This is a genomic window from Autumnicola musiva (assembly GCF_031846585.1).
GTDB lineage: Bacteria > Bacteroidota > Bacteroidia > Flavobacteriales > Flavobacteriaceae > Autumnicola > Autumnicola musiva.
In genome coordinates, this window is sequence record NZ_JAVRHK010000008.1 from 45594 (window position 1) to 59011 (window position 13418).

A 13418-nucleotide genomic window follows, 5' to 3' on the forward strand; every position below is an offset into this window, starting at 1 on the left:
ATAGGAGAAAAATTGAAAATAGGTAACTAAAAAATTTTAATAAGGCTTATTGTCCATAAGCTTCCGTAGGTAGAAGAGATAAAAAATTGTGATATTTAATAGCAGAAAAAAATAAGATGAATATAGATTTTAATAAAAACAACGACGGACTCGTTCCTGCCATCATTCAGGATGCTTCAACAAAGAATGTGCTTATGCTGGGCTATATGAATGAAGAAGCTTTTTTAAAGACAAGCGAGACTAAAAAAGTGACCTTTTTCAGCAGGAGTAAAAACCGTTTATGGACAAAAGGTGAGGAGAGCGGAAATTTTCTTCATCTCGTCGATATTAAAAATGATTGTGATAATGATACTTTGCTGGTAAGCGTTAATCCAGAAGGCCCTACCTGCCATAAAGGAACAGACACCTGCTGGGGAGAAGAAAATGATCCATATTTTGGATTTTTATCTCAACTTGAAGGAATTATCGCAAAGCGTAAAAGAATGAGCGAAGTAGAGCCGGAATTGCGGGAAGATAAATCCAGTTATGTGGTTTCCCTTTTTGATGAAGGCATCAACAAAATTGCCCAGAAAGTAGGGGAGGAAGCTGTTGAAACGGTTATTGAAGCCAAAGATGATAATGAAAAATTATTTCTGAATGAAAGTGCCGATTTACTTTTTCATTATCTCATATTGCTTAAAGCTAAAGGCTATTCTTTAAAAGACGTGGTAAAAGTATTGGAAGAACGGCATTAAACGTTTTCCTATTGCATTAAGATTGCAATTAAACCTTCCCCGCAAATTTTATATTTATGGGTTTTTGTTTTGTCTCGACCAATACTAAGGTTTTAAAGCATTTGTGTAAGTTCGCAAAATAATTCTGCAAAGATGAAACTCAGGCGTAACTATCTTTTCCCATTGACAGCAATTTGTGTTGCTATTTTTTTTATCAATCTGGATGCTGTTTATGTGAACATCATGGAAGCCAGGAATTTCATTACGGCCCGGGAAATGCTGAATGAAGGAAACTGGATTTTTACCACGATGAATGCCGAACCACGGTATGAGAAGCCGCCGTTGCCAACCTGGATGACGGCTTTATCGATGTCTGTTTTCGGTATGGAAAATCTTTTTGCACTTCGTCTTTCTGCTGCGTTATCAACTTTGCTATTGGTTTTATTTTTCTATCGACTTGTAGTAAGCCTGACAAAACAGAAAAAATTTGCCTGGATAGCTTCACTCATTTTAATGACCTCTTTTTATATCATATTTTCCGGCCGGAATGGTCAGTGGGATATATTTGCCCACGCTTTTATGATGGCAGGTATTTATTTTTTCTACCTGTTTTTTACTTCAGAAGAGCAGCAATACAGAAATGTAATTTTTGCCGCAATATTTTTCGGATTTTCATTTTTGAGCAAGGGTCCTGTATCGCATTATGCCCTGCTTTTGCCTTTTCTAGTTGCTTTTGGATGGGTTTATAAATTTAAATCCCTGCGCACGCGGTGGAAACCTTTATTGCTTTTGTTGCTGCTTACCATCATTATTTCAGGCTGGTGGAATTTGTACGTTTATCTTTTTGACACCCGGGCAGTGGCCAAAATAACCGAAAGGGAAACCGGCAGATGGCTGGATTATAATGTACGGCCTTTCTACTACTATTGGAACTTTTTTGTGCACAGCGGGATTTGGGCTATCCCGGCATTAATAAGTCTGCTGTACCCTTACCTGAAGAACAAAGTTTTTGATAAAAAAGCTTATAAATTTGCTCTTTTCTGGACCCTCGCTTCAGTTTTACTATTATCTGTTATTCCTGAAAAGAAAGTGAGGTATTTATTGCCTGTTTTTATTCCGCTTGCATTAAACACTGCTTTTTATATAGAATATCTCTTTAGAAATTTTGGATTGAAGATGCCAAAAAAGGAGGTTTGGATTGTCTATTTTAATTTTGGCCTTATCGCTCTTATTGGTCTTGCTTTTCCGGTGGCAGGATATATTTACTTCGGAAGTGCTATCGCAGATTTTCCTGTATGGTTTGGTCTTACCGCAATATTTCTTACCGGGATAGGGCTGATTATTTTGATTAATCTTCGCAGGAAAAATATTGAAAAGGTCTTTTATCTAACTGTGGCATTTATGGTAAGCATTATCTGGTTTGGATTACCTATGGCTAAATATATTCAGGTTAATGAAAATTACAACAGCATCACCAATGTGAAACCTTTTCTTGAAGAAGAGAATCTGTTGCTGTATGAATTCAGGGGGTTCTCTCCGGAAATCATTTGGGAGTATGGGCAGTCCATTCCTCTTCTGGAAGAAGGTGAAGCTTTACCACCGGCAAATGCTTTTTATCTTTTGGCAGAGGAGGGGATGAAAGAAACTTTAGAAGAAGAATTTCCAGGATATGAATTAAAAAAAGTGGAAAGCTTTGATATGAATCCGGTTTCTTCCACACATAAATCAAGACTTTACCGTGACCTTTATTTACTGAGAAAATATTGATTTTCATCTATAGAGATTAAAAACTATATTTGAATGACCTAAAAAGAATCAAACAATGAAAACGCCTGATTACCCGCTGAAATTTACCCCAATTCTGAAGGAGAAAATCTGGGGAGGAAATAAACTAAAAGATATCCTGAACAAACACTCCATTGTAGAGAATTTGGGGGAAAGCTGGGAAATATCGGGTGTAGCCGATAATGTTTCGGTGGTTGAAAATGGCGATCTTCGTGGTACTTCTTTAAAGAAGCTTATAGAAGAACTTAAAGGGAAATTTCTTGGAGAAAAAATTTATAAGCAATTTGGAGATGATTTTCCGCTGCTAATTAAATTTATAGATGCAAGAACAGAACTTTCCGTGCAATTACATCCAAATGATCGTTTAGCTAAAAAACGTCATAATTCCTTCGGAAAAACAGAGATGTGGTACATCATGCAGGCAGACGAAAATGCTAAAATTAATATAGGCTTTCAGGAAACCATCAGCAGGGATGAATACCTTGAAGCTTTGGAGGCCAATGAGATTACTAAACTTCTCAATTTTGAAGAAGTCAAAAAAGGGGATAGTTTCTTTATTAATACCGGAAAAGTCCACGCAATTGGAGCCGGTGTTTTACTTGCCGAAATTCAGCAAACATCAGATATTACTTACCGTATTTATGATTGGGACAGGGTAGATGCCGAGGGTAATTCAAGGGAACTGCATACTGCCCTTGCTATAGATGCCATAGATTTTGAAAAAAAAGATGATTTTAAGCTAACCTATGACAAAAAGGTGAACGAATCTTCCAACGTTGCCCGGTGCCAGTATTTTACAACTAATTATTTACCGGTAGCTGGCAAGGTAAATAAAGACTATAGTGAAACCGATTCATTTGTTATTTATATGTGCGTAAGCGGCAGGGCTGAAATTGCTACCAATGGGAATGTAGAAAACATTCAGCAGGGACAAACCGTTCTTATTCCTTCAAATATTGAAAAAGTTCATATTCAGGCAAAAGAATGTGAACTTCTGGAAGTGTATATAAATTAATCCCCGGGATAATATTAAATTAAGAAGCTGTTTAAAAACTTATTTTTCGTGAACCTGAATCCGTTTCAGAGGTTTTGATAGGTACAAAATCAGATTTCTGAGATTTTGAAATCACTTCAGAATAATTATTTAAAGCTTTTAAACAGCCTCTTTTCTTTTGATAATTCTTAGAAAATTTTCAATCTTTCTTCAGAATCCTGTCAATTTCTTCCAGCTCATTTTGGCTGAATTCCAGGTTTTCCAGTGCTCCTATGTTATCTTCTAATTGAGAAACTTTACTTACCCCAACAAGAACTGATGTAACTCTTTGGTCTTTAAGTAGCCAGGCTACAGCCATTTGTGCAAGGCTCTGTCCCCTGGATTGAGCTATATCATTAAGTTTTTGAACCTGTTCAACTACTTCTGTTGTAATTTGGGATTCGCTTAAATAACTTCCTTCTGTAGCTGCGCGGGAATCTTCAGGAATTCCGTTCAAATATTTATTTGTAAGAATTCCCTGTTCCAGCGGAGAAAAAACAATGCTGCCTATTCCTTCGTGTTCCAGCGTGTTTAGAAGTCCCTCTTCAACCCATCTATCCATCATGTTATATCGTGGCTGATGAATTAGGAAAGGCGTTTTTTGCTCCCGGAGAATTTCGGCGGCCTTGGAGGTTTCTTTTGCCGAATATTGAGAAATCCCTATATATAAAGCCTTACCATCTCTTACAATCTGGTCCAGCGCGCCCATGGTTTCTTCAAGCGGAGTATCAGGATCTGGCCGGTGATGATAAAAAATATCCACATAATCCAATCCCATTCTTTGCAGGGATTGGTCCAGGCTGGCAATAAGATATTTTCTTGAACCAAAATTTCCGTAAGGGCCAGGCCACATATCCCAACCTGCTTTTGTTGAAATTAGCAACTCATCGCGGTAATGCTTAAAGTCTTCCTTAAAGATTTTTTCAAAGTTTTTTTCTGCGGAACCATAGGGAGGCCCATAATTGTTAGCAAGGTCAAAATGGGTAATTCCATTATCAAATGCCGTTCTTAAAATAGTCCTGGCATTATCGAAATTATCTTTGTCCCCGAAATTATGCCACAGCCCCAGCGAAATAAGCGGCAACATTATTCCACTTTTTCCGCAACGGCGGTATTGCATATTTTCATAACGATTTTCATCGGCTGTATATTTCTTCATATTTGGCAATTACTGATTAGTTTCTGTGAAATCTAAAGTTAAGTAAATAAGTTTGCCTTACCTGAAAAGCCTATTATTTCTTACTCCTGCAAATTATTTCAGCAACTTTATGTATGTTGGGTTTATCAAATAACATCCTGAAACATTAAATAGGGTAAATAAACGTAGTTATTCATCTGACTTTGATCAACAAATTACAGAATATTTAAAGCAATTTTAATCATTTCAGAAAATGCCTTTTCCCGTTCTTCCGAAGAAAGGCTTTCACCTGTAACCATGGAGTCTGAGACAGTTAATAAAGATAAAGCTGAAACTCCATATTGTGCGGCAACAGTATATAATCCAGCGGTTTCCATTTCTACACAAAGAATACCAAATTTTGCCCATTTCTTGTAATCTTCAGCGTCATCTTCATAAAAAGCATCAGATGTAAGGATATTCCCTGCATGAATATTAATTTTCTCTCTGGCGGCAAAATTTACAGCTTTGGTAAACAATTGAAAATTTGCCGTTGGAGCGAAATTAGCTCCGGGAAAACGTGCTGCATTTATTCCTGAAGTAGAGGAAGCTGCCATAGCCACAACAATATCATTAATTTTTACCTTTTTCATGTAAGATCCTGCCGAGCCTACACGAATGAGGTTTTTAACTCCATATTCATTAATGAGTTCATGACAGTAAATAAGGGTAGAAGGAATGCCCATTCCGGTACCTTGTACCGAAACTTTCTTTCCGTTGTAGGTTCCGGTAAAACCAAGCATTCCGCGGATGTTGTTATATTGTTTCGGATTCTCCAGAAAATGATCGGCAATCCATTTTGCTCTCAGGGGATCTCCGGGTAATAATACTGTTTCTGCAATTTCGCCTTTTTCGGCTTCAATGTGAATACTCATTCTCTTATGTTGTTATTAAAGAAATTCCTGAAGAGGTGCCAAGGCGGCTTGCTCCCAGTTCAATATATTTTTCTGCTGTTTTACGATCTTTTATTCCGCCGGAAGCTTTTATCTGCATTTTATCTCCAACTATAGATTTCATTATTTTTACATCTTCAGGAGTAGCTCCACCGTTGCCAAAACCTGTGGAAGTTTTTACAAAATCGGCACTTGCTTTTAATGCGCAGGTACAGGCGGCTCTTTTTTCATCGTCATCTAAATAACAGGTTTCAATTATCACCTTCAGGATTTTTGTTCCTATTGCTTTTTTTATTTCTGAAATTTCATCTTCCACAAACTTCAAATTTCCGTCTTTAAGCTCACCAATATTAATTACCATATCTATTTCATCGGCACCGTTGGCAATACATTCCTTTGCTTCAAAAATTTTAGACCCGGTGTCCATCGCACCAAGAGGAAAACCTATTACAGCAGCTATTTTAACTTTAGACCCTTTTAAAGCTTCCCCGGCAAGTTTTACATAACAGCCATTCACACAAACGGCATAAAACAGATGTTCTTTAGCCTCTTTGCAAAGATTGATAATATCCTGCTGATTCGCCACCGGCTTTAAATTTGTATGGTCTATATAGTTATTTAATTGCATAATATTATTTTGTAATGTAATATTAAATAAAACCTCCAAATTAAGTGCTGTGAATTATCATTTTTCAGGAAGATAATGCTTCTAATTAATATGAAATGCCCAGCATCTAATTCTTAAAATTTAACCTATTTAAAAGGAAGGGTTAAATAGTAGTTCAGGGGTAAGTTCATCCTGAATGCCTTTTAATTTTTGTTCCCCAAATGGCTCCTTTCTAACATCCCAGTAAATTTCCACGGAGACACTGTCAGGGTCATAAATATAGATGGACCAGCTTATTCGGTTATCTTTTAATTCCATTGGAATATTACGGCTTTTCAGATTTTCATAATACGTCACCAACTCCTCATGGTCTTTTACCTGAATAGCCAGCTGCTGTAGATATCTTTTATCTGTTGGAATCTTTTCTTCCAATCCTTCTTTAAGAACCAGTTCGTGATGACTGTCGGTAGCACTCAGAAAAATTCTTTTGGCATTGTTATATACCGCTTCTTCGTGAGTGGTCATATCCAGTACATCTTCATAAAATTTTTGAGATTCCTGCAAGTCCGAAACCTGAAGGACAATGTGACCAAGTTTTTGATCATATTTATTAGTTGAAGATTCTTGTGTTTTATTGCATGATATAAAATATAGGCTAAAAATCACCAAAAGTGTCCTTCCTATAGTCATTGTAAACAAAATATTGCTGATTTTGTAAAAGAATATGGTCATAGCGATTTTTACTATAAGGTAATCAAAAAGTCCCTACCGGGACAACATCTTCTAATTTTATAGGTGAAGTTTTTCCAAATGTATATTTAAGTTTATGGTTTTGCCCTCTCTTTTAGATCAATCGGGAATTTATGTATAATTTCCACTGCGGAATTGTGTAAAAATTTTAAAATATGAAAATGAGGAAAGACATAAAAGCGGTTTGTTTTGGGGAGATTTTGTGGGATGTTTTCCCGGATAAAGAGCGAATTGGCGGGGCGCCTTTGAATGTTGCCTCCCGGTTAAGCAGCATGGGAATTGAAACTGAAATGATTAGTAAAACTGGAAAAGATGAAAAAGGGCAAAAATTGATCAATTATCTCAAGAACAATAAAATTGGCACAAGAAATATTTCTGAAGATGAAGGCTTTTCTACCGGGATTGTACAGGTAAATCTATCTTCATCGGGCTCGGCTACTTATAAAATCAAACATCCTGCTGCCTGGGATAAAATTGAAATTTCCGAAGAAATGAAGAAATTGGTAAAGGAAGCAGATGCTTTTATTTTTGGAAGCCTGGTATGTCGTGATGAGGTTAGCAGAAAAACACTTTTTCAACTTCTTCCTGAAGGAAATTTTAAAGTTCTTGATATCAATTTGCGACCGCCGCATTACGAAGAAGGAGTTTTGTTTAAACTTATTCAGCAGGCTGGTTTTATCAAGTTCAATGATGACGAATTATTCGAAATCGCCGCAATGCTTGGCTCCAAATATAATTCCCTTGAGCAGAACCTGGATTTTATTTCCGGAAAGACTATGGCTTCTTCTATTTGTGTAACTAAAGGGAGTCATGGAGCAGTTTTTCTAAATGAGGGTAAATTATATTATAACAGCGGTTTTAAAATGAAGGTAAAAGACACTGTGGGTGCGGGAGATTCTTTCCTGGCCTCTCTTATTGCAAAACTGCTGCAGGGGGAGAAACCACAAAAAGCTTTGGATTTTGCCTGTGCAGTGGGTGCTCTTGTAGCGGGGAGAGAAGGAGCCAATCCAAAATTTTCAACTCAAGAAATTGAGCAATTCATTAATCCCGAATAATTTTATTCTTTTTCTTCGGAAGAATCTTCAGGAATATCGGTAAAAAATTGGAGATGATCTGCAGCTAATTTTATCTTGAATTTTTTACCAAAAAAATTGGAAATAAGAACATCATCAACATGTGCTTGAGATCCGCTCCACTTCATTTTTACTTTTTGAACAGGGAGTACGGTTACTAACTTATTAAGATCTTCATCGGTAGCCTGGTTTGTTATTAATTTACTTAAATAAACTTCCAGCGCTTTTCTTTTTTCTTCCGGAATTAGTACAAGTTCAAAATGATCATCTCCGGGATGGGCAGCGGGAGCCAGTTTAAAGTTTGGTCCTATCAACTTTATGTTCATAAGCTCTACCAGCAAAAAAGATCCTTTAATAGTTATTCCACCTGTCTTAATTTTAGCATTTTTAGCCTTATAACCTTTAACGATTTCCAGCAGTACTTCCAGCGTTTTCTGCAGTTCTTCTTTTGGATTATCCGGTGTCTCAAGTTTCTTCATTTCTGCAATAAGTTTTGGGAAAATCCCAAACCCGAAACTCTCAAGAAAGAAATCCTTTTTTCCAGTGCTTTTTATTTTCCCGTAGCTAAAAGTGGTAAATTTCCTTTCCAGGTTTATTTTATGTTGCTCTTTATTTTGCGGTACCCGAAGTACTTTGGAAATATTGTTAGCCGTACCTAGGGGTATTAAATGAATAGGCAGCGGCTTTGGAAGGTCCTTTATTGCAATAAGGTTTTTTGCCAATTTTCTTACAGTCCCGTCCCCTCCGGCAAGTAGAATGGCAGCGGCGTCCTGGGGCTTAAAATGTTTCTTCCAAAATACATAATTGGTAGAAATATAGTCGGCTTTGTAGCCGGAGTCTTCTACAATTTTAATTAATTCTTCTTTATCATGACTGCCATCCCCGGCAGTTGGATTATGCACAATTTGTATAGTCTTCATGGTTGGCTGGTTTCATTTCCAAATAAATATAAACACAATAATTGTACAGGTAAGCTGATTAACGAGAAGTTATGATTTTATAAAAGTATCCAATAAAATCTTTAAGAATATTTGTTAGACTCCTGTTATAGGAAATATAATTTTTTGCTGTTTTACAAGGTATAGGATGCGGGAAGAGCAGTTTTTTGTAAATTAATTGGAAAGAAAAACAAATCAATATATTATGAGAATACTGGTAACAAATGATGACGGAATTTACAGTCCCGGGCTTGCCTGCCTGGCAAAAGTAGCAGCAAAATATGGAGAGGTGATTGTAATGGCGCCTGATGTGGAACAATCTTCTATGGGACAGGCGATTACTTCCGGAAAACCTATAACTTATAAAAAGTCTCCTATTCATTTTGAAGGAATTGAAGCCTATCGGGTAAGTGGTACTCCCGCCGATTGCGTGGCACTGGGGACTCATCTATTTGAAGATATAGACCTCGTACTTTCCGGAATCAATATAGGCTCAAATTTGGGGAATTCAGCCTGGCATTCGGGAACCCTTTCTGCGGCACGACAGGCGGTTCTTTTTGATATTAGGGGAATTGCATTGAGCGTTTCGGTAGGAGAAGATGAGCCAGATTTTGAAGCGCTGGAACCTTTTGTTTCTGATGCTTTAAAGGAAGTTGTGCATGAAGACGAGCGAAAATTGCTGAATATAAACTTCCCGCGTTCTCCTGAAGGAGAAATCATCTGGACCAACCAGTCTGTTAGGCATTATGATGGCAAAGTGATCGCTAACAAAGACCCAATGGGCAGGCAACATTATTGGTTTACGGTGGTGCAAATTGAAAATGTGGAAGAAGGAACCGATCGATGGGCAATAAGGAACGGTAAAACCAGTATTACACCCATGATTCTCGACCTCACAGATCATAATTACTTAAATAGAAGAAAAGAATAGAAATGATCTATTTTTAAAAAATGGTACCTTCCCTTTTTGGGGAAGGTATCTTAAGCAACTATTTCAAAGCTTCTATTTCTGTTCAAAAATTTCTTAAAAACAGATCTTGCTTTAAGAACTTCAGCACTTTTCGTTTTCTACTTTTACTCCTTAATTTTGAAATTTTCACCCTCCACAAGCCTGAAATTTTCAATTTTCCTGCCTTTTAGATGACTTTGCCATTTTTCAAGGATTGGTTGTTCCAGTTTAAATTCCCGGTATTCATCGGGATTCATTATTGGAATGCCTTTTATGATAGGATAGATGCGTTTGCAATTATTGCAGGTAAGAAAACCTTCAATTACATTCTCTTCCAGATCTTTTGAAATACTTGTGAGTTCGATTTCTTTTTTATCAAAAGGGCAGCATAATTTATTTATGGTCGCTAATTTCATTTTTTAAGTTTTTTTAATTCAGATAAATAATCTTTGGTGGAGCTTTCAGGATCTTCCGCGCTCATTATTCCTGAAACTACAGCTATGCCGTCAAAATCTAGGTCTTTTAATTCTCTAATATTAGAATGCTGAATTCCTCCCGCAAGAAATATAGGCATATCGGTAATTCCCCTCGCTTTTTTAATAGCATCGAACGTTACCAGTTCACAACTATTATCTGTTGGGGAAGGAAAAACGGAGCAGAAGGAAATATAATCCAAATGATGCTCTTCTGCCCATTTTATAATAAATAGATCGTTGTTACAGGTTAAGCCGAAAAGCGCATTTTCTTCTGAATTATTTCTGATATTCTCGAAATCTTTAGGAATTTCGTCAAAATGAACCCCATCAGCTTTGGTCTTTTTTAGAAGTTCCCATTGGTTATTCAAAAAAACAGGAACATCCCTTTCATGACAAATTTCAGAAATGCGGTTTACCAGTTTCACCTGCTCATCTCCTGAAGTTGAAAAATGATCCCAAATCTGTACCGCGGCTATTTTCTCTTTCAGAACTTGTTCCAGCTTCAGGATTAATTCTTCTTCATTCATAGACGGATCGATCACGAGGTAAACACCTCCTGAGATTTGCCTTTTCTGCTTCTGCTTCTTCATTATTTCCATTTTTCATTATATGCTTTAAAAAATGCCGCCCAGTATGGATCCTGTTCAAAATAAGGCAAACCCTTACTTTCTCCATTTTCAACCAACTTAATTCCTTCTTCCTTTTTAGTGATTTTACCAACCGCCTTACAGGGAATATCTTCTTTTTCAAGTCTTTTAATAACCTCCTTTTCTGTTCCCTTTTTACAGGTGATAATCATGGAGCCCGCGCCTATACTATATCGCGGATCTATAGAAAACAACCTGCAAATTTCCTGCTGGGTATGGGCTATGGGAAGTAAGTCATCATTAATACTGGCACCGTTACCAGATGCTTTTACCAATTCGTAAATAGCGCCTAAAACGCCACCTTCAGTCACATCGTGCATGGCGGTAACATCTTTATGTTTCTCATTTTCTCCTACGGCAGTAAGTGCATCTTTTAAAGAAGAGGTTTTATAAAACATCCTGCAGCTTTCCTCAAAAACTTCTTTGCCAAGTTTATTCTTTACGGTCTCCGGAAAACTCATCCCAAGGATGGAAGACGAAGAAATTGCGCAGGTTTTTGTTACCAGGATCACATCCCCGGGCGCGGCATTTTTTGATACCAAAATATCCTTTTTGGGAGCTATGGTTGTAAAAGTACCGCCACCGGCGATGGTGGAGTTCTGGCCTTCAATAAATCCGGTATGCCCACCGGTAATTGCAGTTCCAATTTCCTGGCAGAATTTGTGGATGTATTCCCAGTAAATTTTAAAATCTTTCTGCGGAAAATTCCCCGGTAAATTCAATACAAACTGTGCGTACATGGGCGCAAATCCTGTAGTAGCCATATCATTGGCCATAAGGTGCACCGAAAGCCATGCCGATTCTTCCAACCCCAGAGAAGGAATGAGCGAAAGCGGGTCACTTGTTGAAGCCATTGCCAGGCCATTGGGTAAATCTACCAAAGAAACGTCTACACCAAAGCCGGGGCCAACGCTTACCTCTTTTCGTGGAAATCCACAGTTATCGAAAATAACTTCTTTAAAAATATCATTGTCAATTTTTCCGGTTTCTTTACTCATTAGTCAACATCTTTAAATTGCACATATAGTCCGAAGAAATCTCCGTAAGGCAGGCTCCACTGTTGTACGGGAAACCATTTTGGCAGGCCGGTACAGGACCATTCTATGGTATATTCCCTGCCTTTTAAAGCTTCATTAATTATAGCGGTTAATTTCTTGGGAGTATAGAAAGTTGCGGTAAGGTAAAACGGGTTTTTTCCAAATAGCTCCTGTATTCTCCTGCGGGCAACCTTGGGGGAATTTCTGTTCATCATTCCCATGGCTATCCCGTATTTTCCCACCCTTGCAGCTTCGCGAATTACTTTTACGGGATCTTTATAATATTCAAAAGTGGTAATAAATGCCAGTGAATCGAAAGTATTGTCTTTAAAAGGCATATTATGTGAATCTGCCATTACCAGGTCACCTTCAAACAAATTAATTGCCTGGGAGAGCATTAGCGGAGAAATATCCCCACCGGTAGCTTCAATTCCTATTTCCTTCCACCACCGGGTAAAACGGGTGGTGCCGCATCCAAATTCAAGAAGGGTTTTAACCCTGCTGTCTTTGGAAACCAGTTGTTCCATTACCTTTTTCTGCCATACTTCAGCTCTTTTGTATCTTCCTTCATACCATTGTTCATAGGTATCGGTATGTTCACGGTTAAAAAACCATTCCGGTCTTTCCTGCCAGTTCTGTTGCGTCCTCGGCAGCAACTGAAAATCCTTTTTCTCTATTTCCATCTTAAAATGTTTAAACAAAAAACTCCATTCTGCAACCTGATATTACCAGACAGAATGGAGTTTAAAATGGAAAATATTTTAAAACTGCATCCCTACGTTGGCATTATCCATATCAGGTTTCGGGTATTTCTCAGCTTTTTACGGCACCCCGTGCATTCAATTCAAAGTTAAGATTTAAAATTTGGAAAATAATTCTTTCAGAAGATATTTATAACGATTTACAATTCTTCTTTGTGATTAATAATATGCTTTTTAAGCTGAAGGGTTAAAAAGTACCGGAGCTTTTTTATATTTGCAGTGTGAAAATTATCGTCGCAATATTATCTTTTTATTTCCTGGGGCTCAATATAGTGCCCTGTGGCGATGATAGTGCCTTGGTTTCCGAAGATCAGCAGGAAACAATTTCAGAGCTGGACACCCAGCATTCCCATGATAAAGAAGCCGATTCCTGTTCACCTTTTTGCCAGTGTCATTGCTGTCACGTTCATGTGGTAAATTTTCAAACTTCAGAATCGCCGCTAATTGAGCAGCATATTTCAACTCTTGTTATTGCAAACGCTGTTAATTCGGGTGACGAAATTCCCGATACTCATTTTCAGCCACCGCGGGTTTAATTCAGTTTTACAGGGATAATTATATCCCGAAGTCAAAGCCGTT

The 13418-nt window shown here is 37.6% G+C and carries 15 protein-coding genes and 1 riboswitch; of the genes, 6 read left to right on the top strand and 9 right to left on the bottom strand.

What is annotated here, in order from left to right; all coding sequences use genetic code 11:
- Nucleotides 1-116 precede the first annotated feature (116 nt).
- From hisIE to RM539_RS11775, 3 genes are all read left to right on the top strand, one after another.
- Nucleotides 117-734, top strand: coding sequence for a bifunctional phosphoribosyl-AMP cyclohydrolase/phosphoribosyl-ATP diphosphatase HisIE (gene hisIE / locus RM539_RS11765; protein ID WP_311503599.1), 618 nt, complete (start codon nucleotides 117-119; stop codon nucleotides 732-734).
- 132 nt (nucleotides 735-866) lie between these two features.
- Complete coding sequence (locus RM539_RS11770) at nucleotides 867-2480, top strand: ArnT family glycosyltransferase (RefSeq protein ID WP_311503600.1); 1614 nt, start codon at nucleotides 867-869, stop codon at nucleotides 2478-2480.
- 55 nt (nucleotides 2481-2535) lie between these two features.
- Entirely contained in the window at nucleotides 2536-3513 is a 978-nt protein-coding gene (locus tag RM539_RS11775) for a type I phosphomannose isomerase catalytic subunit (RefSeq protein WP_311503601.1), read from the top strand.
- A gap of 178 nt (nucleotides 3514-3691) precedes the next feature.
- Here RM539_RS11775 and mgrA read toward each other — a convergent pair whose 3' ends face one another.
- The 4 genes from mgrA to RM539_RS11795 all read right to left on the bottom strand — a co-directional run bounded on the left by mgrA (nucleotide 3692) and on the right by RM539_RS11795 (nucleotide 6940).
- Nucleotides 3692-4690, bottom strand: a complete 999-nt coding sequence (gene mgrA / locus RM539_RS11780) for an L-glyceraldehyde 3-phosphate reductase (protein WP_311503602.1) — start codon at nucleotides 4688-4690, stop codon at nucleotides 3692-3694.
- Nucleotides 4691-4884: 194 nt separating this feature from the next.
- Nucleotides 4885-5583, bottom strand: coding sequence for a purine-nucleoside phosphorylase (gene deoD / locus RM539_RS11785; RefSeq protein ID WP_311503603.1), 699 nt, complete (start codon nucleotides 5581-5583; stop codon nucleotides 4885-4887).
- A gap of 4 nt (nucleotides 5584-5587) precedes the next feature.
- Nucleotides 5588-6229 (bottom strand): deoxyribose-phosphate aldolase, encoded by a 642-nt coding sequence (deoC, locus tag RM539_RS11790; protein WP_311503604.1) that lies wholly within the window; start codon nucleotides 6227-6229, stop codon nucleotides 5588-5590.
- Between the two features lie 129 nt (nucleotides 6230-6358).
- Nucleotides 6359-6940, bottom strand: coding sequence for a VOC family protein (locus tag RM539_RS11795; protein ID WP_311503605.1), 582 nt, complete (start codon nucleotides 6938-6940; stop codon nucleotides 6359-6361).
- Between the two features lie 179 nt (nucleotides 6941-7119).
- On the opposite strand from RM539_RS11795, the gene RM539_RS11800 reads away from it, so the two are divergent.
- The gene (locus RM539_RS11800; RefSeq protein ID WP_311503728.1) at nucleotides 7120-8013 is read left to right on the top strand and encodes a carbohydrate kinase family protein; all 894 of its coding nucleotides are present in this window, start codon (nucleotides 7120-7122) and stop codon (nucleotides 8011-8013) included.
- A gap of 2 nt (nucleotides 8014-8015) precedes the next feature.
- On the opposite strand, the gene RM539_RS11805 is transcribed toward RM539_RS11800, so the two are convergent.
- Nucleotides 8016-8951: a diacylglycerol/lipid kinase family protein gene (locus RM539_RS11805; RefSeq protein ID WP_311503606.1), complete on the bottom strand. Its 936-nt coding sequence runs from the start codon at nucleotides 8949-8951 to the stop codon at nucleotides 8016-8018.
- A 223-nt stretch (nucleotides 8952-9174) separates the two neighbouring features.
- Here RM539_RS11805 and surE point away from each other — a divergent pair, with 223 nt between their 5' ends.
- Complete coding sequence (gene surE / locus RM539_RS11810) at nucleotides 9175-9900, top strand: 5'/3'-nucleotidase SurE (protein WP_311503607.1); 726 nt, start codon at nucleotides 9175-9177, stop codon at nucleotides 9898-9900.
- A 143-nt stretch (nucleotides 9901-10043) separates the two neighbouring features.
- Here surE and RM539_RS11815 read toward each other — a convergent pair whose 3' ends face one another.
- From RM539_RS11815 to RM539_RS11830, 4 genes are read right to left on the bottom strand one after another with little or no spacing between them, the layout of a single operon-like run.
- Entirely contained in the window at nucleotides 10044-10334 is a 291-nt protein-coding gene (locus RM539_RS11815; protein ID WP_311503608.1) for a Trm112 family protein, read from the bottom strand.
- The gene (locus tag RM539_RS11820) at nucleotides 10331-10984 is read right to left on the bottom strand and encodes a thiamine phosphate synthase (RefSeq protein ID WP_311503609.1); all 654 of its coding nucleotides are present in this window, start codon (nucleotides 10982-10984) and stop codon (nucleotides 10331-10333) included. Before RM539_RS11820 ends, RM539_RS11815 begins: the two co-directional genes overlap by 4 nt.
- Entirely contained in the window at nucleotides 10984-12039 is a 1056-nt protein-coding gene (locus tag RM539_RS11825; protein WP_311503610.1) for an AIR synthase family protein, read from the bottom strand. Before RM539_RS11825 ends, RM539_RS11820 begins: the two co-directional genes overlap by 1 nt.
- Complete coding sequence (locus RM539_RS11830) at nucleotides 12039-12761, bottom strand: class I SAM-dependent methyltransferase (RefSeq protein WP_311503611.1); 723 nt, start codon at nucleotides 12759-12761, stop codon at nucleotides 12039-12041. Before RM539_RS11830 ends, RM539_RS11825 begins: the two co-directional genes overlap by 1 nt.
- Nucleotides 12762-12833: 72 nt before the next feature.
- Nucleotides 12834-12922, bottom strand: a riboswitch (TPP riboswitch).
- A gap of 138 nt (nucleotides 12923-13060) precedes the next feature.
- Here RM539_RS11830 and RM539_RS11835 point away from each other — a divergent pair.
- Nucleotides 13061-13375, top strand: a complete 315-nt coding sequence (locus RM539_RS11835; protein WP_311503612.1) for a DUF6660 family protein — start codon at nucleotides 13061-13063, stop codon at nucleotides 13373-13375.
- Nucleotides 13376-13418 lie beyond the last annotated feature (43 nt).

Excerpts from the sequence above, each read along its gene's own strand:
- hisIE (WP_311503599.1), top strand. The coding sequence starts at position 117 with ATGAATATAGATTTTAATAAAAACAACGACGGACTCGTTCCTGCCATC.
- RM539_RS11770 (WP_311503600.1), top strand. The coding sequence starts at position 867 with ATGAAACTCAGGCGTAACTATCTTTTCCCATTGACAGCAATTTGTGTT.
- RM539_RS11775 (WP_311503601.1), top strand. The coding sequence starts at position 2,536 with ATGAAAACGCCTGATTACCCGCTGAAATTTACCCCAATTCTGAAGGAG.
- mgrA (WP_311503602.1), bottom strand. The coding sequence starts at position 4,690 with ATGAAGAAATATACAGCCGATGAAAATCGTTATGAAAATATGCAATAC.
- deoD (WP_311503603.1), bottom strand. The coding sequence starts at position 5,583 with ATGAGTATTCACATTGAAGCCGAAAAAGGCGAAATTGCAGAAACAGTA.
- deoC (WP_311503604.1), bottom strand. The coding sequence starts at position 6,229 with ATGCAATTAAATAACTATATAGACCATACAAATTTAAAGCCGGTGGCG.
- RM539_RS11795 (WP_311503605.1), bottom strand. The coding sequence starts at position 6,940 with ATGACCATATTCTTTTACAAAATCAGCAATATTTTGTTTACAATGACT.
- RM539_RS11800 (WP_311503728.1), top strand. The coding sequence starts at position 7,120 with ATGAGGAAAGACATAAAAGCGGTTTGTTTTGGGGAGATTTTGTGGGAT.
- RM539_RS11805 (WP_311503606.1), bottom strand. The coding sequence starts at position 8,951 with ATGAAGACTATACAAATTGTGCATAATCCAACTGCCGGGGATGGCAGT.
- surE (WP_311503607.1), top strand. The coding sequence starts at position 9,175 with ATGAGAATACTGGTAACAAATGATGACGGAATTTACAGTCCCGGGCTT.
- RM539_RS11815 (WP_311503608.1), bottom strand. The coding sequence starts at position 10,334 with ATGAAATTAGCGACCATAAATAAATTATGCTGCCCTTTTGATAAAAAA.
- RM539_RS11820 (WP_311503609.1), bottom strand. The coding sequence starts at position 10,984 with ATGAAGAAGCAGAAGCAGAAAAGGCAAATCTCAGGAGGTGTTTACCTC.
- RM539_RS11825 (WP_311503610.1), bottom strand. The coding sequence starts at position 12,039 with ATGAGTAAAGAAACCGGAAAAATTGACAATGATATTTTTAAAGAAGTT.
- RM539_RS11830 (WP_311503611.1), bottom strand. The coding sequence starts at position 12,761 with ATGGAAATAGAGAAAAAGGATTTTCAGTTGCTGCCGAGGACGCAACAG.